The following is a 23,124-nucleotide window of genomic DNA, read 5'->3' on the forward strand; positions in this document are numbered from 1 at the left end:
AAAATGGCCGACTTTACATCGGCCATCAGACTTTTACTTCGCCTTCGCTACAGTCACCATCGCCGCGCGAATGGTACGACCGTTCAGCGTATAGCCTTTCTGCATAATACCCAGCACATTGCCTGCCGGAACCTCTTCCGACTCCACCATCGCAATCGCCTGATGCACGTTCGGGTCCAGCGGCACGTTGGTCTCAGCAATCACTTCCACGCCGAATTTACGCACCACATCCAGCATAGACTTCAGCGTCAGCTCAATCCCTTCGACCATTGCCGCCATATCCGGATTGGCTTTGTCTGCGACTTCCAGCGCGCGATCCAGGCTATCGATGACCGGCAGCAATTCGTTGACGAACTTCTCGAGAGCGAATTTATGCGCTTTTTCGATATCCTGTTCAGTACGACGGCGCAGGTTTTCCATTTCCGCTTTGATGCGCAACACGGTGTCGCGTTCGCGAGTCTGGGCTTCTGCAAGCTGAACTTCCAGATTCGCAATTTTTTCATCGCGCGGATCCACCTGCTCAGCAGAATCGTTTGGTTCAACTGCCTCAACCTCTTCGTGCTGATCCATGATAATTTCTTCCGGGGCTTGCCCCTCAGGCGTTTTCTGTTCTTTACTACTCATGAATTTCTCCGCGTTTTTTTTCGCATTCATCTCGCTAACTTCGCTTATTATGGGGATCAGATTCAGGGTTTCAAGGGAAGTACTCACATTGTCATCAATCTTCGCTACAAGGACCTCAGAAAAATGAATAATCATTTCAAGTGTATCGGCATTGTGGGGCATCCGCGTCATCCCACCGCACTCACGACACATGAAATGCTCTACCGTTGGCTATGCGATCAGGGTTATGAGGTCATTGTGGAGCAACAAATCGCCCACGAATTACAGCTAAAAAATGTGCCAACCGGCACGCTGGCGGAAATTGGTCAACAGGCGGATCTGGCGGTAGTCGTGGGCGGCGACGGCAATATGCTTGGCGCAGCGCGTACGCTGGCGCGTTATGACATCAATGTGATTGGCATTAACCGCGGTAATCTTGGCTTCCTGACCGATCTCGATCCGGACAACGCCCTGCAACAATTATCGGATGTGCTGGAAGGACGCTATATCTCCGAAAAACGTTTTCTGCTGGAAGCGCAGGTCTGCCAACAGGACCGCCAGAAGCGTATCAGCACAGCCATTAATGAAGTGGTGCTGCATCCGGGAAAAGTGGCGCATATGATCGAGTTCGAGGTTTATATTGATGAAACCTTCGCTTTTTCACAGCGATCTGATGGTCTGATCATTTCTACGCCGACCGGCTCCACCGCCTATTCGCTCTCCGCAGGCGGCCCTATTCTGACCCCTTCACTGGATGCCATCACCCTGGTGCCGATGTTCCCGCATACCTTGTCGGCGCGCCCGTTAGTCATTAACAGCAGTAGCACGATTCGTCTGCGTTTTTCGCATCGCCGTAGCGATCTGGAAATTAGCTGCGACAGCCAGATAGCGCTGCCTATTCAGGAAGGAGAAGATGTGCTGATTCGCCGCTGCGATTACCATCTCAACCTCATACATCCCAAAGACTATAGCTATTTCAATACATTAAGCACAAAACTCGGTTGGTCAAAAAAATTATTCTAATTTTACGTTAGCCTCTTTACTGTATAAAAAACCAGTTTATACTGTATTTAATTACAGTCATGGTTTTTCATACAGGAAAACAGCTATGTTGGCGCAACTGACCATCAGCAATTTTGCTATCGTTCGTGAGCTTGAGATCGATTTTCAGAGCGGAATGACCGTCATTACTGGTGAAACCGGCGCGGGTAAATCTATTGCGATTGATGCCCTGGGTCTGTGTCTGGGCGGTCGCGCTGAGGCCGATATGGTCCGTACCGGAGCGACCCGCGCCGATTTGTGTGCCCGCTTTGCGCTGAAAGACACGCCTGCGGCATTGCGCTGGCTGGAAGAAAACCAGCTTGAAGAAGGTCGCGAATGCTTACTTCGCCGCGTTATCAGCAGCGATGGCCGCTCACGGGGCTTTATTAACGGCACCGCTGTGCCCCTGTCTCAATTGCGCGAGCTCGGTCAGTTGCTGATTCAAATTCACGGCCAACATGCGCACCAGCAGCTTACCAAACCCGAACAGCAAAAATCGCTGCTGGATAGCTATGCCAACGAAGCCGCTTTAGCGCAGCAGATGGCTGCTCGCTACCAATTATGGCATCAAAGCTGCCGCGATCTCGCCCATCACCAGCAACAAAGTCAGGAACGCGCCGCGCGCGCGGAACTGCTGCAATATCAGTTAAAAGAGTTGAACGACTTTAATCCGCAGGCCGGCGAATTCGAGCAAATTGACGAAGAGTACAAACGGCTGGCCAACAGCGGGCAGTTGCTTACGACCAGCCAGAACGCTCTGGCGCTACTCGCGGACGGCGAAGACGTTAACCTGCAAAGCCAGTTATATAGCGCAAAACAACTGGTTAGCGAGCTGGTGGGTATGGATAGCAAGCTTTCCGGCATCCTGGATATGCTGGAAGAAGCCACTATCCAACTCACCGAAGCCAGCGATGAATTACGCCACTATTGCGAGCGTCTGGATTTAGACCCCAATCGCCTGTTTGAGCTTGAACAGCGCATCGCTAAACAAATTTCGCTGGCGCGAAAACATCACGTCAGCCCGGAAGCGCTGCCGCAGCTTTATCAGTCACTGCTCGAAGAACAGCAGCAGCTCGACGATCAGGCCGATTCGCTGGAAACGCTGACTCTGGCGGTTAATAAGCATCACCAACAAGCGCTGGAAACGGCGCAAGCGCTGCATCAACAGCGTCAGTTTTACGCCCAGGAGCTGGGGCAGTTGATCACTGAAAGTATGCATTTACTTTCGATGCCGCACGGTCTGTTTACTATCGACGTGAAATTTGATGAGCATCATCTGAGTAACGACGGCGCCGATCGCGTGGAGTTTAAAGTGACGACAAACCCAGGTCAGCCGCTGCAGCCTATCGCTAAAGTCGCGTCTGGCGGTGAACTGTCGCGCATTGCGCTGGCTATTCAGGTGATTACCGCGCGCAAAATGGAAACGCCGGCGCTAATTTTTGACGAGGTCGATGTTGGCATCAGCGGCCCAACCGCCGCCGTGGTCGGTAAACTCCTGCGCCAGCTTGGCGAATCCACTCAGGTGATGTGCGTCACTCACCTGCCACAGGTAGCCGGGTGCGGTCACCAGCACTTCTTTGTCAGTAAAGAAACAGACGGGGCAATGACCGAAACCCATATGCAACCTTTGGATAAACGTGCGCGTTTACAGGAACTGGCCCGCCTGTTGGGAGGAAGTGAAGTTACGCGTAATACGCTGGCAAACGCAAAAGAACTGCTGGCGGCGTAAACTTTTTTATCTCCCGAAGGTCTGAGTTCACAACAAAAACGCCGTAAGACCCGACAGCAAAAGGTTTTAAAGTGATGAAAGGTCTATTATCATCGGCATATTAATATGAGCCACGTACTGCTCAGGCCCGAAAAGGAACCCAATCACTATGCGCTGTAAAACGCTGACTGCTGCCGCAGCAGTACTCCTGATGTTGACCGCAGGCTGTTCCACTCTGGAGCGAGTGGTTTACCGACCTGACATCAATCAGGGGAACTATCTTACACCTACGGATGTCGCCAAAGTGCGTGTTGGTATGACGCAACAACAGGTTGCGTATGCTTTAGGCACGCCGATGATGACCGATCCTTTTGGTACGAACACCTGGTTTTATGTCTTCCGCCAGCAGCCAGGACATGAGAACGTGACGCAGCAGACTCTGACGCTCACCTTTAACAGCAGCGGCGTGTTAACCAATATTGATAACAAACCGGCGTTGACGAAGTAATTTTGTGATACCGCCTGATGAGGTTACGTTCATCAGGCCTGCAAACCTCTCCCCCGCCATTTGGTACGAATTTGCCTGATGGCGCTACGTTTATCTGGCTTACAGGCACGCCTGTGCTTCAGGTGTGGTACGGCTTCCACACCGTTATCCGGCAAAAGAGGCTAATTATCTGCCAGCCGATTTTTCGGCGCGCTGGCGGCGTAACGCTTTTGGATCGGCGATTAAGGGACGGTAAATTTCAACCCGATCGCCATCCTGCACCGTATCGGTGAGTTTTACCGGACGACTGTAGATACCTACTTTATTTTTCGCCAGATCGATATCCGTGCGCAATTCCAGCAAGCCGGAAGCGCGAATCGCCTCTTCGATCGTCGCGCCCTCCTCCAGCGTTACGCGCTGCAAATACTGCTTTTCCGGCAGCGCATAAGCCACTTCAACCACAAGTTTATCCGGCACGGTAAACCTCTTTGGCGCGAACCGTAAACGCCTGCACCATGTTGGACGCTAACTCTTTGAATATACGACCAAACGCCAGCTCAATGAGTTTATTGGTAAACTCAAAATCAAGCTGAAACTCAATGCGGCACGCCTCGGGGCTGAGCGGGGTAAATTTCCAGCCGCCGATCAGCTTTTTAAAGGGGCCATCCACCAGATGCATCAGAATACTCTGGTTACGCGTTAGCTGATTACGCGTCGTAAACGTCTTGCTGATACCCGCCTTCGACACGTCAACAGCCGCCGTCATCTGTGCTGGCGATGACTCCAGGACGCGACTACCAACACACCCAGGCAAAAACTGGGGATACGATTGCACGTCATTCACTAACTGATACATCTGTTCCGCACTGTAGGGGACTAAAGCAGTCCGACTAATCTGAGGCATAGCAATTCCCATCAACATAAATCGTGTAAATAATACCACTTATCAGCGAGTAAAAAAAATGCTGTCCCCAACCGTCATGCCTTAATTGTGCGTGCATAGCCCAACTCATGCTAAGATAGATTTTTGCACCTCATCAGGACGTAATGGGGTGTTTTCGATATCAGATTACCTATGAATTCACGACACTTATGACGAAGAAAAAAGCACATAAACCGGGCTCAGCCACCATCGCGCTGAATAAGCGCGCCCGGCACGAATACTTTATCGAAGAAGAGTTCGAGGCTGGTCTCGCCCTGCAAGGCTGGGAAGTAAAATCTCTGCGCGCAGGAAAAGCCAATATCGGCGACAGTTACGTTATCCTCAAAGATGGCGAGGCCTGGCTGTTTGGCGCAAACTTTACGCCGATGGCGGTCGCCTCGACACATGTTGTATGCGACCCAACCCGAACCCGCAAACTGTTGTTAAATCAGCGTGAGCTTGATTCGCTGTATGGCCGTATTAATCGTGAAGGTTATACTGTCGTCGCGCTTTCTCTGTACTGGAAAAATGCCTGGTGCAAAGTGAAGATCGGCGTGGCGAAAGGTAAAAAACAACATGATAAACGTTCCGATCTTAAAGAACGTGAGTGGCAACTGGATAAAGCACGCATTATGAAAAATGCAGGCCGATAATAGACATTTTTTGTGACCAGCTTCTCAGTATGAAGCTGGTCAATGTTCATATCTCATGCATGCCTCGAAAATATATTCTCTGTGTCTGACGCTTATCAATAGCAATAAATACCACAACAAGAATATATTCTTTGTTTAAAAAATTTTTATAGCCTAATAACACAATACTTCAAATGATTTTTATAAAATTTAATATTGCTGAATACCTTCACAAAAAGTATTGTTTTTATGTTAAAAGAGAAAAAGAAGAAAAAAATTAAAATTCATTATAAAACATAAAGATAAATAAAAAATTATCATGCATTGTTAGCCCACTCTACCTCTACTTAACACAAACTCCGTTATATTTCAGACGCACTAACACCTTTATCAATAGATCTTAATTTGCAGAAAGATTTTTTTCTGACTATATCATCTAATACGAAAGCACTAGTCAGGCACAAAAAACAAAGGGTTATTCGGCGAGAAAACCAGACCTCCACCTACGCTCATAAAAAAGAATATGGCTACGGAAATTCATCTCTCACGATGAACGGGAAGGCTCGTCTACGCATTTTGCCCTGAACGTCGTGCCCGTTAATTAATACACAGAGCAAATCCATCAGGAGCTAATTTATGCGTCTACTCGCCGTGGTTTCGAAATTGACTGGCGTCTCCACCACTGTGGAATCCTCAGCGGTCACTCTTAACGCCCCGTCAATTGTTAAATTATCAGTGGCCCGGGAGGAAATTAGTCAACTTACGCGCATTAATCAGGATCTGGTGGTGAGGCTCCATTCCGGCGAAACGATCACGATTAAAAACTTTTACGTTACCAACGATCTGGGCGCAAGCCAGTTAGTACTGGCGGAAAACGATGGCACGTTATGGTGGGTAGAAAATCCTCAAGCCGGGCTACATTTTGAACAAATCGCTGATATTAATGAACTGCTGGTCACTTCCGGCGCTTCCCATGAAGCAGGCGGCGCCGTTTGGCCGTGGGTACTGGCTGGCGCGGTGGCGGCTGGCGGCATTGCCGCTATCGCGTCTTCCGGCGGCGGCGATTCCCACCATCATTCGGATGGCGATAATCCGCCCCCCGATAACACCAATCCTGACGGTAATCCCCCTGATAACAGCAATCCCGGCGGCAGTACCCCCAACGGCAATACTCCAGGTAGCAGTAATCCTGTAGATACTACCCCGCCTCTCGCTCCCGGCGAATTATTGATTTCAGCGGACGGAAAAACGGTAAGCGGGCAAGCCGAAGCGGGCAGTACCATTACCATCAAAGATCCCTCAGGCAACGTCGTTGGCGAGGGCAAAGCGGATAGCGACGGTAAATTTAGTATTGATCTGACAGCGCCACAGATTAGCGGCGAACAACTTACCGTGACCGCGACTGACGATGCCGGCAATACCGGCCCATCCGCAACCATTGATGCGCCCAACATTCCTCTCCCCGATACACCGGTTATCACCGCCGCTATCGATGATGCCGCTCCCCTCACCGGCACGCTGAGCAATAATCAGTTTACGAACGACAGTACCCCCACTCTGGAGGGCACCGGCAGCGCAGGCACAGTCATCCATATTTACGCCAATGGTCAGGAAATAGGCTCAACAACGGTTGATACCAGCGGAAACTGGCGTTTTGCCATTACCAGCGCGCTAGCGGATGGGGAAAATCATTTCACCGCCATTGCGACTAACGTTAAAGGCGAAAGTAGCGAATCAGCCCGCTTTACGCTGACTATCGACACACTCAGCCCCGATGCCCCACGCGTTGAACTGATTGCCGATAACACCGGTTTGCTCACCGGGCCGCTACAGAATAATGACCGGACTGACGAGGCAAAACCGCTATTTTCCGGGCAGGGAGAGGCAGGCAATACCATCACGATTAAAGAAGGTTCAACCGTTATCGGCAGCGCTACCGTAGACGAAAATGGACGCTGGACCTTTACGCCGACTACGCCGTTAAGCGATGGCGAACATACCTTTACCGTCGAACAAAGCGACAAAGCCGGAAACACGAGCCGCGTGACGACAACGCCTACTATCATTGTGGACACCACACCGCCTGACGCCGCTATCATTGATAATGTTGCGAAAGACGGCACAACCGTTAGCGGCACCGCTGAAGCTGGCAGTACTGTGTCGATCTATGACCCGGCGGGAAATTACCTGGGCTCCACGATTACCGGAGAAAATAACCACTTCAGCATCACGCTGAATCCGGCTCAGACCCACGGCGAGCGTCTGGAAGCGCGTATTCAGGACGCCGTCGGTAACATCGGCCCCGCCACGGAGTTTACCGCTTCTGACTCACAGTATCCTGCCCAGCCGACTATCCTTACCGTGACGGATGACGCTGGCGCCGTTACCGGGCTGCTGAAAAATGGCGATGCCACAGATGATAACCGCCCAACCCTCAGCGGTACTGCTGAACCAGGCAGTACGATATCGATTAACGATAATGGCTTTCCTGTACCGACCTTTCCGCCCATTGTCGCTGACGCTGACGGCAAATGGAGCTTTACCCCCTCGCTGGCGCTTGCCGATGGCGACCATGTCTTTACCGCTACCGCGACCAACGATCGCGGCACCAGCGGGCAGTCCGTCTCCTTTACCATTGATATCGACACGCAGCCGCCGGTGCTGGAAGGCCTGGCGGTTAGCGACGTCGGCGACAAACTCACCGGCACTACGGAAGCTGGCAGTACGGTGGTTATCAAAGATAGCCTGGGAAATACGCTCGGGAGTGGAACGGCAGGCGACGACGGCACCTTCTCAATAGGTATTAGCCCGGCGAAAATTAACGGCGAAACATTAAGCATTAGCGTTACCGATAAAGCCGCGAATAGCGGTCCGGTAGAAACGCTGAACGCGCCGGATAAAACTGCGCCTGCGGCACCGAACGGTCTTATCGTGGCGACCGACGGTCTGTCCGTAAGCGGTCAGGCGGAAGCCGGGGCAACGGTCACTATCCGCGACAGTAGCAACACCGTACTTGGCAGCGCCGTCGCTAACGGCAACGGACAATTTATCGTTCCGCTGAATACGGCGCAGACTAACGGCCAGGCGCTTATCGCTACCGCCACCGATGTCGCGAAAAACGAAAGCGCCGCCGCGACGGTTATCGCACCGGACAGTACCGCGCCGGAAATGCCGAAAAACGTGGTAATTAGTGAGGATGGCGCCAGTATCAGCGGCACCGCCGAACCGGGTAGCGCCATCACGATCGCCACGCCGGACGGCACGCCGCTTGGCAGCGGCAAAGCAGATGGCGAAGGTCATTTTACCCTTCCCCTCGTCCCCGCACAGACCAACGGCGAACAGGTTACCGTCACCGCCACCGACAGCGCCAACAACGTCAGCCCGCCAACTACAGCGCAAGCGCCCGATATCACCGCCCCGGATAAGCCCATTATCACTCAGGTGCTGGACGATGTTGAAAGCTTCACCGGGCCGCTGGTTAACGGACAAACCACCAATGACAACCGCCCCACCCTTAGCGGTACGGCGGAGGCCGGCGCGCGTGTCGAAATTTTTGATAACGGCGTTTCGCTGGGACTCGCCACGCTACAGCCCAACGGCGCCTGGACGTTTACGCCGTCGCAAAATTTAGGTGAAGGCGCGCATCGACTGACCGTAATCGCAACCGACGCTAAAGGCAATGCCAGTCCGGCCGCGTCATTCGACCTGGTGGTCGATACGCAATCGCCGCAGCAACCGGTAATCACCTTCATTACAGATGATGCGCCGGGTATTCTCGGTAGCGTCGCGCATCTGGGGCTCACTAACGACAGCACGCCAACGATTAATGGTACAGGTGAACCGGGTTCCACAGTACACCTGTATCAGAATGGCGCCCGGATAGCAGATATTATCGTCGGTAATTCCGGCGTCTGGAGCTACGCTTACACCACGGCCTCGCCACTGGCGGACGACACCTACACCTTTACCGTGACGGCCAGCGACAGTAACGGCAACACCACGCCTTTTTCGACCGATTTTACGATTACCATTGATACCCAGGCCCCTGCCGCCCCCGGCGTTATCGGCGTAACTGACGGCGACGGAAATACGATTGATACCAATCAGATTACCCAGGAATCCCAGCCCCGGTTGAGCGGTAGCGGCACCGCAGGCGACACAATCATCCTTTACGATAACGGCAATGCCATAGGTCAGGCGCTGGTCGGCACGGACGGGCGCTGGCAGTTTACGCCGCCTGCCGCGCTGGGCGACGGCGACCACCTTCTGACCGCTCGCGCCAACGATCCGGCGGGGAACGAAAGTCCCGAATCCATCAGCTTTACCCTACGCATCGATACCCAGGCGCCGGATGCGCCGCAGATCGTGTCAGCCGCCATCACCAGCGGAGAAGGCGAGGTGCTACTGGCAAACGGCAGTATTACCAATCAGCGTATGCCGACCCTCAGCGGCACCGGCGAACCCGGCGCCATCATCACCCTGTACAATAACGGCGTAGAACTGGCTACCGTCCAGGTCAATCCACAGGGTAGCTGGACCTATCCGCTAACCCGTAATCTGAGCGAAGGGTTAAACATCCTGACGGCCACCGCCACGGATGCCGCAGGCAATAGTAGCCCGACCTCCGGCGTGTTCTCCGTTACCCTTGATACCCAGCCTCCAGCGCAGCCTGACGCGCCGCTAATCAGCGATAACGTCGCGCCGGTTATTGGCAACATCGGCAATAATGGCGCAACGAACGATACCACGCCGACCTTCAGCGGCACGGGAGAGATCGGCAGCACGATAATTCTCTACAATAATGACAGTGAAATTGGTCGCACAACGGTAGGCGATAACGGTAGCTGGAACTTTACGCCTGCGGCACTGACGCCAGAAACCTATACCATTACCGTCACGGAAACCGATATAGCGGGCAATATCAGTCCACCTTCCGCCTCAGTCACTTTTACGCTAGACACCACTGCGCCCGCCAATCCAGTTATCACTTTTGCCGAAGATAACGTCGGCGAAGTCCAGGATACTATTGTCAGCGGCGCAACCACTGACGACAATACACCGGTCATTCACGGCACTGGCGACATCGGCAGCATTATTACGCTCTATAACGGCAGCAGCGTTTTAGGCGTAGTCACCGTCGATGAGACCGGCACCTGGACGCTGCCGGTGACCAGCGCGTTGCCGGATGGCGTCTACACCCTGACCGCCATTGCCGCCGATGCAGCCGGAAACAGCAGCGGCGTATCGAACAGCTTTACCTTCACCGTCGACACCGTTCCGTTGCAGCCGCCCGTCGTCAATGAGATCCTCGACGATGTTGCACCAGTGACCGGGCCATTAACCGATGGCGCCTTTACTAACGATCGGACGCTGACTATTAACGGCAGCGGCGAAAACGGCAGCACCGTCACGATTTACGACAATGGCGTGGCAATCGGGACGGCGCTCGTCACCGACGGGGTCTGGACATTCAATACGCCCGAATTATCAGAAGCCAGCCATGCGCTAACCTTCAGCGCGACTGACGATGCTGGAAATACCACGGCGCAAACCCAGCCGATCACTATTACCGTGGATATCACTGCCCCGCCCGCGCCAACGATCCAGACGGTGGACGACGATGGCACGCGCGTCGCCGGACTTGCCGATCCTTACGCTACCGTTGAAATTCACCATGCCGATGGCACCCTGGTCGGCAGCGCTGTCGCTAATGGCACCGGTGAATTCGTCGTTACGCTCAGTCCGGCGCAAACCGATGGCGGTACGCTGACGGCAATTGCTATCGATCGCGCGGGGAATAACGGCCCGGCTACGAATTTTCCTGCTTCCGACAGCGGTCTGCCCGCCGTCCCGGCCATCACGGCGATTGAAGATGATGTCGGGAGCATACAGGGGAATATTGCGGCGGGCGGCGCCACGGACGACACCATGCCGACGCTGCGCGGCACCACGGATATCGGCTCTACCGTTGAAGTTTTCATTGATGGCGATTCGGCAGGCTTTGCCACCGTTGACGCCAGCGGGAACTGGATCTTTGAGATCGCGACGCCATTAAGCGAAAGTACACATTACTTCACCGTCCAGGCAACCAATGCGAATGGCCCGGGCGGCCTGTCCGCACCGGTCGGGATCACTGTCGATCTTAGCGCGCCGGCGCAACCGGTTATTACCAGCGCAACGGATGATGTCCCCGGCATGACCGGTACGCTGGATAACGGCGCGCTCACCAATGATTCACGCCCGACGCTCAACGGAACGGGAGAAGCAGGCGCCACGATCCGCATTCTGGATAACGGCGTAGAAATCGGTTCCGCCACGGTAGATCAAAGCGGCAACTGGCGCTTCACCCCGAACGCGCCGCTGGAGAGCAACGCGCACATCTTTACCGCCGTAGCGACCGATCCCGCCGGAAATAGCGGCCAGCCTTCGGACGGTTTTACGCTGAACATTGATGCGCAGGCGCCAGATGTGCCGTTTATCACCTCCGTGATTGACGATAACAATCAACCGACCGTTCCGGTGTTACCGGGGCAATCCACCGACGATCGGCAGCCAATACTGAACGGAACTGGCGAACCTGGCGCGACAATCACCATTTTTGATAACGGTACGCCGCTTGGCACGGCTCAGGTAGGCGAAAACGGTAGCTGGACCTTCCCGGTGCCCCGCAATTTGTCAGAGGGAAGCCATAATCTGACGGTTAGCGCTACCGATCCGGCGGGCAATACCAGCGCGGTCTCCGCGCCGTGGACGATCGTGGTCGATATTACGCCTCCGGCGATCCCGGTTCTCACCTCCGTTGTGGATGACCAGCCCGGTATTACCGGCAACCTGGTTAGCGGGCAGCTAACGAACGATGCGACGCCCACCCTGAACGGGCGCGGAGAGGCAGGCGCGACGATTAATGTCTATCTTGACGGTAATCCCGCGTCCATCGGTACCACGACGGTGAATAGCGACGGCACGTGGAGTTTCACGCCGCAGACGCCGCTTGCAAACGGTAGCCACACGTTCACCCTTAGCGCCACCGATCCGGCGGGTAATAGCAGCGCGGTGTCCAGCGGATTTGTGCTGACGATTGACGCCACACCGCCCGCCGCGCCGGTTATCGCCAGCGTGGCAGATAATACGGCGCCGGTAACGGGCATCGTCCCCAACGGCGGCTCGACGAACGAAACCCGACCAACACTCTCGGGTACCGGTGAGGCGGGTACAACCATCTCGATTTATAATGGCAGCGCGCTGGTCGGCACGGCGCAAGTTCAGGCCAACGGTAGCTGGAGCTTTACACCGTCTACCTCGCTGGGCGCGGGCGTCTGGAACCTGACGGCGACAGCAACCGATGCGGCAGGCAATACCAGCGCCGCGTCCGAAATACGCTCGTTTACTATTGATACCACGGCTCCCGCCGCGCCTGTTATTGATACGGTCTACGACGGTACGGGCCCCATTACCGGCAATCTGAGTTCAGGACAGATCACAGACGAGGCGCGCCCTGTCATTAGCGGCACCCGTGAAGCCAACACAACTATTCGTCTCTACGATAACGGCACGCTGCTGGCTGAAATTCCCGCCGACAATAGCAGTAGCTGGCGCTACACGCCCGACGCCTCGCTGGCGACGGGCAACCATGTAATTACCGTCATTGCCGTTGATGCCGCAGGCAACGCCAGCCCCGTTTCGGACAGCGTTAATTTCGTCGTCGATACTACGCCGCCGCTGACGCCGGTAATCACATCAGTCAGTGACGATCAGGCGCCAGGCCTCGGCACGATCGCGAACGGCCAAAATACCAACGATCCTACGCCAACCTTCAGCGGCACCGCAGAAGCCGGCGCCACGATCACGCTCTATGAAAATGGTACGGTCATTGGCACGACAACGGCTCAGCCTGACGGCGCGTGGAGCGTCTCCACCTCAACGCTGGCAAGCGGAACGCACGTCATCACCGCCGTCGCCACCGATGCCGCAGGAAACAGCAGCCCGAACAGTACGGCTTTCACCCTGACGGTCGATACCACCGCGCCGCAAACGCCAATCCTGACGTCCGTGGTGGATGACGTCGCGGGCGGGGTCACAGGAAATCTCGCTAATGGTCAGATAACCAATGATAACCGCCCCACGCTGAACGGCACTGCCGAAGCGGGCAGCGTGGTCAGTATCTATGATGGCGACACTCTGCTTGGCGTCACCTCGGCTAACGCGAGCGGCGCGTGGAGCTTCACGCCGACGACAGGGTTAAACGACGGCACGCGCACATTAACAGTGACCGCCACCGACCCGGCAGGCAACGTTAGCCCGGCCACCAGCGGTTTTACTATCGTGGTCGATACCCTTGCGCCAACGGTTCCGCTTATAACCAGCATCGTTGATGATGTCCCGAACAATACCGGCGCCATTGGCAATGGACAATCGACCAATGACACACAGCCGACGCTCAACGGTACCGCGGAAGCCAACAGCGCGGTAAGTATCTTCGATAATGGCGCGCTGGTCGCGACCGTGAACGCCAATGCCAGCGGCAACTGGAGCTGGACGCCAACCGCCGCGCTCGGCCAGGGAAGTCACGCCTATAGCGTTAGCGCCGCCGATGCGGCTGGCAACGTTAGCGCCGCTTCGCCATCGACAACGATTATCGTGGATACCATTGCGCCCGGCGCGCCCGGCAACCTGGTCATCAATACTACCGGTAATCGGATGACGGGCACCGCGGAAGCAGGCAGTACAGTGACGATTACCTCTGAGACTGGTGTGGTACTGGGAACCGCCACCGCCGACGGTACAGGCAGCTTCACCGCCACACTCACGCCCGCGCAGACCAATGGTCAGCCGCTACTGGCATTTGCCCAGGATAAAGCAGGCAACACTGGCATTGCCGCCGGATTTACCGCGCCCGATACGCGCGTGCCGGAAGCGCCGATCATCACCAACGTAGTGGATGATGTGGGTATTTATACCGGCGCTATCGCCAACGGTCAGGTCACTAATGACGCCCAACCCACATTGAATGGTACCGCTCAGGCGGGCGCCACGGTGAGCATTTATAACAACGGGGCGCTGCTCGGCACCACCACGGCGAACGCCAGCGGAAACTGGAGCTTTACCCCGACAGGCAATTTGACCGAAGGCAGCCACGCCTTCACCGCCACCGCGACTAACGCCAACGGTACAGGCAGCGTCTCCACCGCCGCGACGGTGATTGTCGATACGCTGGCGCCCGGTACGCCGTCAGGTACGCTCAGCGCCGATGGCGGTTCACTTTCCGGGCAGGCAGAGGCAAACAGCACCGTAACCGTCACGCTGGCGGGCGGTGTGACGCTCACCACCACCGCCGGCAGCAACGGCGCATGGTCTCTCACCTTGCCGACAAAACAAATTGAAGGTCAACTCATTAACGTGACGGCCACTGACGCTGCGGGTAACGCCTCCGGCGCGTTAGGCATTACTGCGCCGGTTCTGCCGCTGGCGGCAAGGGATAACATCACCAGTCTTGATCTGACCTCTACCGCCGTCACCAGTACGCAAAACTATTCGGATTACGGCCTGCTGCTGGTTGGCGCGCTTGGCAATGTCGCCTCGGTTTTGGGTAACGATACCGCTCAGGTTGAGTTCACCATTGCTGAAGGTGGTACGGGCGACGTCACCATCGATGCCGCCGCAACGGGAATCGTGCTTTCGCTGCTCAGCACTCAGGAGATAGTGGTACAGCGCTATGACACCAGCCTCGGCGCCTGGACGACGATCGTCAACACCGCCGTTGGCGACTTCGCGAATTTGCTTACCCTGACCGGGAGCGGCGTTACCCTGAACCTGAACGGACTGGGCGAAGGCCAGTACCGGGTACTCACTTATAACACCAGTCTGCTCGCCACCGGGTCATATACCAGCCTGGATGTCGATGTACACCAGACCAGCGCAGGTATTATTAGCGGGCCAACCATCAGTACCGGCAACGTCATGGCTGATGATACCGCGCCGACGGGCACCACGGTCACCGCCATCACCAACGCCAACGGCGTCAGTACGCCGGTCGGCGCGGGCGGCGTGGATATCCTGGGGCAATACGGCACGCTGCACATTAATCAGGATGGCAGTTACACCTACACGCTGACTAAGCCCACGGCGGGATACGGACATAAAGAGAGCTTCACCTACACCATCACCCAGAATGGCGTCGGTAGCAGCGCCGCGCAACTGGTTATTAATTTGGGTCCCGCGCCTGTACCGGGCAGCGTGATAGCGACAGACAATAACGCCTCGCTGGTCTTTGATACTCACGTTAGCTACGTCAACAACGGTCCCTCGACACAAAGCGGCGTCACGGTATTAAGCGTCGGACTTGGTAATGTACTGAACGCGAATCTGCTTGATGATATGACTAATCCGATCATCTTTAACGTTGAAGAAGGCGCTACGCGAACCATGACGTTACAGGGAACCGTCGGCGGCGTCTCACTGGTTTCCACGTTCGATCTGTACGTTTATCGCTTCAACGATGCCATTCAGCAATATGAGCAGTTCCGGGTGGAAAAGGGCTGGATTAACACCCTGCTGTTAGCCGGACAGTCCCAGCCGCTGACCCTGACGTTGCCTGGCGGCGAATACCTGTTCGTGCTGAATACCGCCAGCGGCATTAGCGTCCTCACTGGCTATACGTTGGCGATTTCCCAGGACCACACCTATGCCGTTGACAGTATCACCGCCAACACCACCGGCAACGTACTGACCAATGATGTCGTCCCTACGGACGCCCTCCTCACTGAAGTAAACGGCGTGGCGATTGCGGCGACCGGCACAACGGAGGTAAACGGGCTGTATGGCTCGCTCATCATTGACGCAAGAGGCAACTATACCTACACGCTGAAGAACGGCGTCGGCGCCGACAGCATTAAAACGCCGGACAGCTTTATCTATACGGTCAAAGCGCCAAACGGCGATACCGATACGGCCTCGCTCAATATCACGCCAACCGCCAGGGCGCTGGATGCGATTAATGATGTCAGCGATACCCTCAGCGTCGCCACGCTTCAGGATACCGCTGCCTGGCTGGACTCCAGCGTCGGCAGCGCCAGTTGGGGGCTACTCGGCAAATCGGGCAGCGGGAGCGGCACCTTTGACGTTGCAACGGGCACCGTACTTAAAGGCGCGTCACTGGTCTTTGATGTCTCCACGCTCATTACGCTGGGCAATCTGAATATTAGCTGGGCCATTCAGGAGAACGGGACCGTCATACGCAACGGAACCGTTCCGGTGGCGAATATCACGCTGGGCAGCGCGACGGTGACCGTCAACCTGAGCGGCCTGGAGCTGGATGCCGGAACGTACACGCTTAACTTTACCGGCACCAATACCCTGGCCGGGGCGGCGACGATCACGCCACGCGTCATCGGCACCACCGTCGATCTGGATAATTTTGAAACGTCCGGAACGCATACCGTTCTCGGCAATATTTTTGACGGCAGCGACGCGGCGGGGGCGATGGATCAGCTTAATACGGTGAATACCCGCCTGAGCATTAGCGGGTATAACGGCAGCGCCGCCACGCTGGACGCCGCGGCGAATACCACCAGCGCCACGATTCAGGGACATTACGGCACATTGCAAATTAACCTTGATGGCGCTTACACCTACACCCTGAATAATGGCGTCGCGATGTCGTCCATCACCAGTAAAGAGGTCTTTACCTATCAACTGGATGACAAGATGGGTCATACGGATAGCGCCACATTGACCATTGATATGGCGCCGCAAATCGTCAGTACCAACCAAAACGATGTTCTCATCGGCTCCGCCTATGGCGATACGCTGATTTACCACCTGTTAAACGGCGCGGACGCGACCGGCGGCAACGGCGCCGATCGCTGGCAAAACTTCTCCACCGCGCAGGGCGACAAGATCGATATCCACGAACTGCTGACCGGCTGGGATCACCAGGCGGCGACGCTGGGTAACTTTGTTCAGGTTCATACCAGCGACGCCAATACGGTGATATCCGTCGATCGCGACGGCGCCGGCAGCGCGTTTAAATCAACTGACCTTGTCACTCTGGAGAATGTGCAGCTCACGCTAAATGATCTGTTGCAGAACAACCACCTGATAACCGGCGGTTGATAAAAAAGCCCCGAACGCCACGACGTTCGGGGCAACAAGCGGTGATATTTAAAAGGGATAAACTATGGGAAGAGTCGCACCTGTCGCCATCGTACTGGCATTTGCTTTGTTTCATCACCAGCCCCGGGGCGCAGAATCGCTGCCAATTATCACATCCGAAGGATTAGCAACGGACCAGATGCTTCCTTCGCTGGATGGCTCCGCCGCTGAGTTGCCGCTCAGCGCCGCCGCGCCGGGCAACCTGACGCTCAATGACGCGGTCAATCGCGCCGTTAACTGGCATCCTTCTATTCGCGAAGCCGTCGGCAAACTGCTCGCACAGAATGAACAAATAGAGGTCGCCAAATCGAAATATTATCCGCAAGTCAGTGCTGGCGTGAACAATGGGTACAGCAATACCTACACCGATCACGGGTATAGCCCCTCGCTGGTGCTGTCGGTATCGCAAATGCTTTATGACTTCGGCAAAGTGGCAAGCCAGGTTCGCGCCGAAACCGCAGGCGCAGCACAGCAACAGGCCAACGTGTTGCTCAGTATTGATACCGTCGCGCATGAAACCGCCAACGCCATTGTACAAACGCAGAGCTGGCAGCAAATGGTAGAAGCAGCGGAAGAACAGCTCACCGCGCTGGACGGCATCGGTAAACTTATCCGGCAGCGCAGCGATGAAGGCGCCACGTCGCTATCTGACGTAGTGCAAACCGAAGCCAGAATCGAATCCGCCCGCTCGCAACTGGCGCAGTATCAGGCCAATCTCGACAGTGCGAAAGCCTCACTGATGAGCTGGCTGGGCTGGAATTCGCTTAACGGCATCAATAATGACTTCCCAGCGAAACTTGCTCGCAGCTGTGAGACGGCGACTCCCGACGATCGACTGGTGCCCGCGGTACTGGCCGCCTGGGCGCAGGCCAACGTTGCGCGGGCGAATCTGGACTATGCCAGCGCGCAAATGACGCCGACGATTTCGCTCGAACCTTCTGTACAACATTATCTTAATGATAAATATCCCAGTCATGAAGTGCTGGATAAAACCCAGTATTCCACCTGGGTAAAAGTTGAGATGCCGCTTTATCAGGGCGGAGGGCTGACTGCCCGACGCAACGCCGCCAGCCATGCGGTAGACGCGGCTCAGTCGACCATTCAGCGCACCCGGCTTGATGTCCGCCAGAAACTGATGGAGGCGCGCAGCCAGGCAATGAGTCTTGCCAGCGCGTTACAAATCCTTCGTCGGCAACAGCAGCTTAGCGAACGCACGCGCGAACTGTATCAGCAGCAATACCTTGACCTCGGTTCCCGCCCGCTGCTCGACGTGCTTAATGCGGAGCAGGAAGTTTACCAGGCGCGTTTTGCCGAACTGCAAACGGAAAGCCAGTTGCATCAGTTGCAACTGAACTGTCTGTATAACACCGGCGCGCTTCGTCAGGCGTTCGCGTTAAATCATCGCAGCATTCAATCCGTGGAGATCCAGCCATGACCCGCGCCGCCCCCGATGTAGAAGAGGTACTCAGTGAGCGCGCGCTAAGCCAATGGGCGCAGGCCATCAGCTATGTCGCCGGTCATTATCGCGTTGCCTGTTCTCCCGGTTCAATTCAGGCCAACGCCCCGTGGTTTAGGGGTAAAAGCAGAACGACCGCCTTAACGCAGCTCGCGCGGCAGGCGGGTTTATCCTTTCATGCGCCGGACATAGACAAAACGGCATTTAGTCAGTGGCGATTGCCGTTGGTTGTCGAGCTCCGGGACGGGCTGTTATTGGTTATCGAACATGTTAATGGCGAAGATGCGGTAGACGTTTTTGTGATTGAAGAAGAGGGTCAGCGTAACCGCCTGACGCTCAGCGAGTTATTGCCGGAGATCCTCTATGTTGCCGCGCTACGCCCGCTATCGGCGCTCAAGGATAGCCGCGTCGACCGCTATATCTCCCGCTTTAAACCTGACTGGATGCGCGAGCTGGTTCTGCAGGATATTCGCCCTTATTTACCGGTAATGGTCGCCGCCTTTCTGATTAACGTGCTGTCGCTGGCCGGGATTGTGTTCTCTATGCAGGTTTACGATCGGGTGATCCCCGCTCAGTCATATCCTACCCTGTACGTGCTCTCCTTCGGCGTGCTGGTAGCGGTGCTGTTCAGTTTTCTGCTGCGTGAAGCGCGTACGCACATTATGGACGTGCTCGGTAAACGCGCCGATATGCGCATTTCCGATCGGGTATTCGGTCATGCGTTAAGGCTGCGCAACAGCGCTATCCCCCGTTCCACCGGCAGTTTTATCTCGCAGTTACGCGAACTGGAGCAGATCCGCGAGATGATTACCTCTTCAACGCTGGCGACCATTGTCGATCTGCCTTTCTTTTTCCTGTTTATGATAGTCCTGGCGATTATTGCCCCACCGCTGGCATGGATAGCGCCCGTGGCGGCTCTGCTGATGATCCTGCCGGGCGTCGCACTGCAAAAAAAACTGGCTGTCCTCGCCAACCAGGCCGCCCACGAAGCGACGCTACGCAATGCAGTCTTGGTCGAAAGCGTTCAGGGGCTGGAGGATATTAAACTGATGCAGGCGGAGAACCGCTTTCTTCAGCAGTGGAATAGCTATATCCGTATTACCGGCGAGTCGGGCCTACGCACCCGCAAACTCACGCAAGGGCTTATCAGTTGGGGGATGTCGGTACAAAGTCTGGTGTATGCCGCAGTGATTATGTTCGGCGCGCCGATGGTCATTGAAGGCAGTATGACTACCGGCGCCGTGGTCGCCGCGTCGATGCTCGGCTCGCGGATGATCGCGCCAATGGCTAACCTGTGCGGCGTGCTGGCGCGCTGGCAGCAGGTGAAAGCGGCGAAGATGGGTCTCGACAACATTATGCAACTGCCCACTGAGACACAGCATGACGATAGCCTGATACACCGCGACATCCTCCACGGGCATTACCTATTTGAAAACGCTCAGTTTCGTTACCATAACGACGATCAACGCATACCGCTGCGCCTCGTACGTCTGGAGATCATGCCAGGCGAGCGGATTGCGATACTGGGGCGTAACGGCGCGGGTAAATCCACACTTTTACAGGCGATGGCGGGCGGCCTGGAGATGATTCAGGGAGATGCCCGGCTTGATAATCTCAGCTTGTCGCACATCGATATGGCGGATTTACGCCGCAACATCGGCTTTCTTAGCCAGAACGCGCGGCTTTTCTTCGGCACCCTACGAGAGAACTTGACGCTCGGCGCGCCGCACGCCAACGATGAACAGATTTTTGACGCGCTCGAAGTCAGCGGCGGCGCCGTCTTCGTCAGGCGGCTGGCAAAAGGGTTGGATCATCCCATTATGGAGGGCGGTAACGGCCTGTCCGGTGGGCAGCGTCAGTCCCTGTTGCTGGCGAGAATGCTGCTGCGCTCCCCCAATATTGTGCTACTTGACGAACCCAGCGCCTCGCTGGACGAGCATACGGAACGAGAGTTTATTCAGCGGTTAAATCAGTGGCTTGGCAATCGTACCCTGGTCGTTGCGACGCACCGGGTACCAATACTGGAGCTGGTTGAGCGTGTCGTTGTCCTGAAAGAAGGACAACTGGTGATGGATGCGCCAAAAGCGCAGGCGCTTAACGCGGATCGGATGCAAAGTCACCGTCGGGAGTGGAAAAATGAAAATCAATCAGCATGATGCCGCGATGGACGATCCCGATATTCAGCGTGAACGGGCGTTTTCCGGCGCGGGTCGTATTGTTCTGATCTGCTCACTGTTATTTCTCATTCTCGGCATCTGGGCGTGGTTTGGCCGACTGGATGAGGTTTCCACCGGCAACGGGAAAGTGATCCCCAGTTCACGCGAACAGGTTCTGCAGTCGCTGGATGGCGGCATTCTGGCGCAGTTGACGGTGCGGGAAGGCGACAGAGTTCAGGCTAACCAGATTGTCGCCCGGCTTGATCCGACGCGTCTGGCGTCCAATGTGGGTGAAAGTGCGGCAAAATATCGCGCTTCACTCGCCTCCAGCGCACGGTTAACCGCGGAAGTCAACGACTTACCTCTCGCCTTCCCCGCTGAGCTGAACGGCTGGCCGGATCTGATTGCCGCAGAGACGCGTCTCTATAAAAGCCGCCGCGCGCAGCTGGCCGATACCGAAGCCGAGCTACGGGATGCGCTGGCGTCGGTTAATAAAGAGCTGGCCATTACCCAGCGTCTGGAGAAAAGCGGCGCGGCCAGTCATGTTGAAGTGCTGCGCCTGCAACGACAAAAAAGCGATTTAGGCTTAAAAATTACCGATCTGCGCTCACAATATTATGTGCAGGCACGCGAAGCGTTATCGAAAGCGAACGCTGAGGTCGATATGCTCTCCGCCATTTTAAAAGGACGCGAGGATTCCGTCACCCGCCTTACCGTGCGTTCGCCGGTACGCGGCATTGTTAAAAATATCCAGGTCACGACGATTGGCGGCGTGATCCCGCCTAACGGCGAGATGATGGAGATAGTGCCGGTAGACGATCGTCTGCTGATTGAAACCCGCCTTTCGCCGCGTGATATCGCCTTTATTCATCCCGGCCAACGCGCATTGGTTAAAATTACTGCTTACGATTACGCCATTTACGGCGGGCTTGACGGCGTGGTGGAGACCATTTCACCGGACACCATTCAGGATAAAGTGAAACCGGAAATTTTCTACTATCGCGTGTTTATCCGCACCCACCAGGACTATCTACAAAATAAATCAGGACGCCGTTTTTCGATTGTTCCAGGCATGATCGCCACGGTGGATATCAAAACCGGTGAAAAAACCATTGTCGACTATTTAATCAAACCGTTTAATCGCGCGAAAGAAGCGCTACGCGAACGGTAAATCGTTAAAGATAAGAAGATACGGGGGCTGGTCACGCGTGTCACAAGTCTGTTATACTTACCTTACACATTGGGGCTGATTCTGGATTCGACGGGATTTGCGAAACCCAAGGTGCATGCCGAGGGGCGGTTGGCCTCGTAAAAAGCCGCAAAAAAATAGTCGCAAACGACGAAACCTACGCTTTAGCAGCTTAATAACCTGCTTAGAGCCCTCTCTCCCTAGCCTCCGCTCTTAGGACGGGGATCAAGAGAGGTCAAACCCAAAAGAGATCGCGCGGATGCCCTGCCTGGGGTTGAAGCGTTAAAACGAATCAGGCTAGTCTGGTAGTGGCGTGTCCGTCCGCAGGTGCCAGGCGAATGTAAAGACTGACTAAGCATGTAGTACCGAGGATGTAGGAATTTCGGACGCGGGTTCAACTCCCGCCAGCTCCACCAAATAAAACAAGGGGTTACGTGAAAACGTAGCCCTTTTTCTTTGGTAGTGGCGGCAAAATGGCGACAGAGTGTCGGACTGGCGGCAACAAAAAACCCGCCATTAAAGCGGGTTCTGTTCAGAAACTCATGTGGCCTTGACCACCTTTTCCCGGATGTGGTGGCGCAGAAGAAATTAGATTCGGTTTTATAATGTGCCGTACAAACGTTTCATGAGTAACGAACGTACAGCCACAATTTATATTTTGGCACTGGTTGTAACGTTCTTTTGTCGTAGCTGATACCTGAAAGCTGCTTCTGGTATGTGCTGCATGACCGCACTCTGGACAGTTCATCATTGCTGTTATCCCACCACTTTTGCCGTAAT

General features: G+C 55.3%; 12 protein-coding genes and 1 other RNA gene. 9 read left to right on the plus strand and 4 right to left on the minus strand.

Features of this window, described 5'->3' with window-relative positions; translation table 11 throughout:
• Nucleotides 1-33 precede the first annotated feature (33 nt).
• A complete protein-coding gene (gene grpE / locus J4613_RS17955) occupies nucleotides 34-624 on the minus strand; it encodes a nucleotide exchange factor GrpE (protein WP_001518875.1) in 591 nt (196 codons plus the stop codon).
• Nucleotides 625-747: 123 nt separating this feature from the next.
• On the opposite strand from grpE, the gene nadK reads away from it, so the two are divergent.
• The 3 genes from nadK to bamE all read left to right on the plus strand — a co-directional run bounded on the left by nadK (nucleotide 748) and on the right by bamE (nucleotide 3,860).
• Entirely contained in the window at nucleotides 748-1,626 is an 879-nt protein-coding gene (gene nadK / locus J4613_RS17960) for an NAD(+) kinase (protein ID WP_001059155.1), read from the plus strand.
• A gap of 85 nt (nucleotides 1,627-1,711) precedes the next feature.
• Nucleotides 1,712-3,373, plus strand: coding sequence for a DNA repair protein RecN (gene recN / locus J4613_RS17965; protein WP_000880965.1), 1,662 nt, complete (start codon nucleotides 1,712-1,714; stop codon nucleotides 3,371-3,373).
• 148 nt (nucleotides 3,374-3,521) lie between these two features.
• Nucleotides 3,522-3,860: an outer membrane protein assembly factor BamE gene (gene bamE, locus J4613_RS17970; RefSeq protein ID WP_001203445.1), complete on the plus strand. Its 339-nt coding sequence runs from the start codon at nucleotides 3,522-3,524 to the stop codon at nucleotides 3,858-3,860.
• A gap of 165 nt (nucleotides 3,861-4,025) precedes the next feature.
• Here the strand turns inward: bamE and J4613_RS17975 are convergent, their stop codons facing one another.
• Nucleotides 4,026-4,316, minus strand: a complete 291-nt coding sequence (locus J4613_RS17975) for an RnfH family protein (protein ID WP_111742261.1) — start codon at nucleotides 4,314-4,316, stop codon at nucleotides 4,026-4,028.
• Complete coding sequence (locus tag J4613_RS17980) at nucleotides 4,306-4,743, minus strand: type II toxin-antitoxin system RatA family toxin (protein WP_001537508.1); 438 nt, start codon at nucleotides 4,741-4,743, stop codon at nucleotides 4,306-4,308. Before J4613_RS17980 ends, J4613_RS17975 begins: the two co-directional genes overlap by 11 nt.
• A gap of 188 nt (nucleotides 4,744-4,931) precedes the next feature.
• Between J4613_RS17980 and smpB the strand changes: the two genes are divergently transcribed.
• The 6 genes from smpB (at nucleotide 4,932) to ssrA (ending at nucleotide 22,760) form a co-directional block, all read left to right on the plus strand.
• Nucleotides 4,932-5,414 (plus strand): SsrA-binding protein SmpB, encoded by a 483-nt coding sequence (smpB, locus tag J4613_RS17985; protein ID WP_001518569.1) that lies wholly within the window; start codon nucleotides 4,932-4,934, stop codon nucleotides 5,412-5,414.
• A 615-nt stretch (nucleotides 5,415-6,029) separates the two neighbouring features.
• Entirely contained in the window at nucleotides 6,030-17,504 is an 11,475-nt protein-coding gene (bapA, locus tag J4613_RS17990; protein WP_111742260.1) for a biofilm-associated protein BapA, read from the plus strand.
• 64 nt (nucleotides 17,505-17,568) lie between these two features.
• On the plus strand, nucleotides 17,569-18,978 hold the full coding sequence (locus J4613_RS17995; protein WP_000533874.1) for a TolC family outer membrane protein: 1,410 nt from the start codon (nucleotides 17,569-17,571) through the stop codon (nucleotides 18,976-18,978).
• Entirely contained in the window at nucleotides 18,975-21,155 is a 2,181-nt protein-coding gene (locus tag J4613_RS18000) for a type I secretion system permease/ATPase (RefSeq protein ID WP_111742259.1), read from the plus strand. The genes J4613_RS17995 and J4613_RS18000 overlap by 4 nt, the downstream gene beginning before the upstream one ends.
• 7 nt (nucleotides 21,156-21,162) lie before the next feature.
• Nucleotides 21,163-22,326 carry an HlyD family type I secretion periplasmic adaptor subunit gene (locus J4613_RS18005; protein WP_010989057.1) on the plus strand — a complete coding sequence of 388 codons (1,164 nt, stop codon included), beginning with the start codon at nucleotides 21,163-21,165 and terminating at the stop codon, nucleotides 22,324-22,326.
• 71 nt (nucleotides 22,327-22,397) lie between these two features.
• Nucleotides 22,398-22,760, plus strand: a transfer-messenger RNA (tmRNA) gene (gene ssrA, locus J4613_RS18010).
• A 116-nt stretch (nucleotides 22,761-22,876) separates the two neighbouring features.
• Here the strand turns inward: ssrA and J4613_RS18015 are convergent.
• Nucleotides 22,877-23,095, minus strand: coding sequence for an ogr/Delta-like zinc finger family protein (locus tag J4613_RS18015; RefSeq protein WP_000980498.1), 219 nt, complete (start codon nucleotides 23,093-23,095; stop codon nucleotides 22,877-22,879).
• Between the last annotated feature and the right edge of the window lie 29 nt (nucleotides 23,096-23,124).

Source organism: Salmonella sp. 32020114201800008SM (assembly GCF_017572025.1).
GTDB lineage: Bacteria > Pseudomonadota > Gammaproteobacteria > Enterobacterales > Enterobacteriaceae > Salmonella > Salmonella enterica.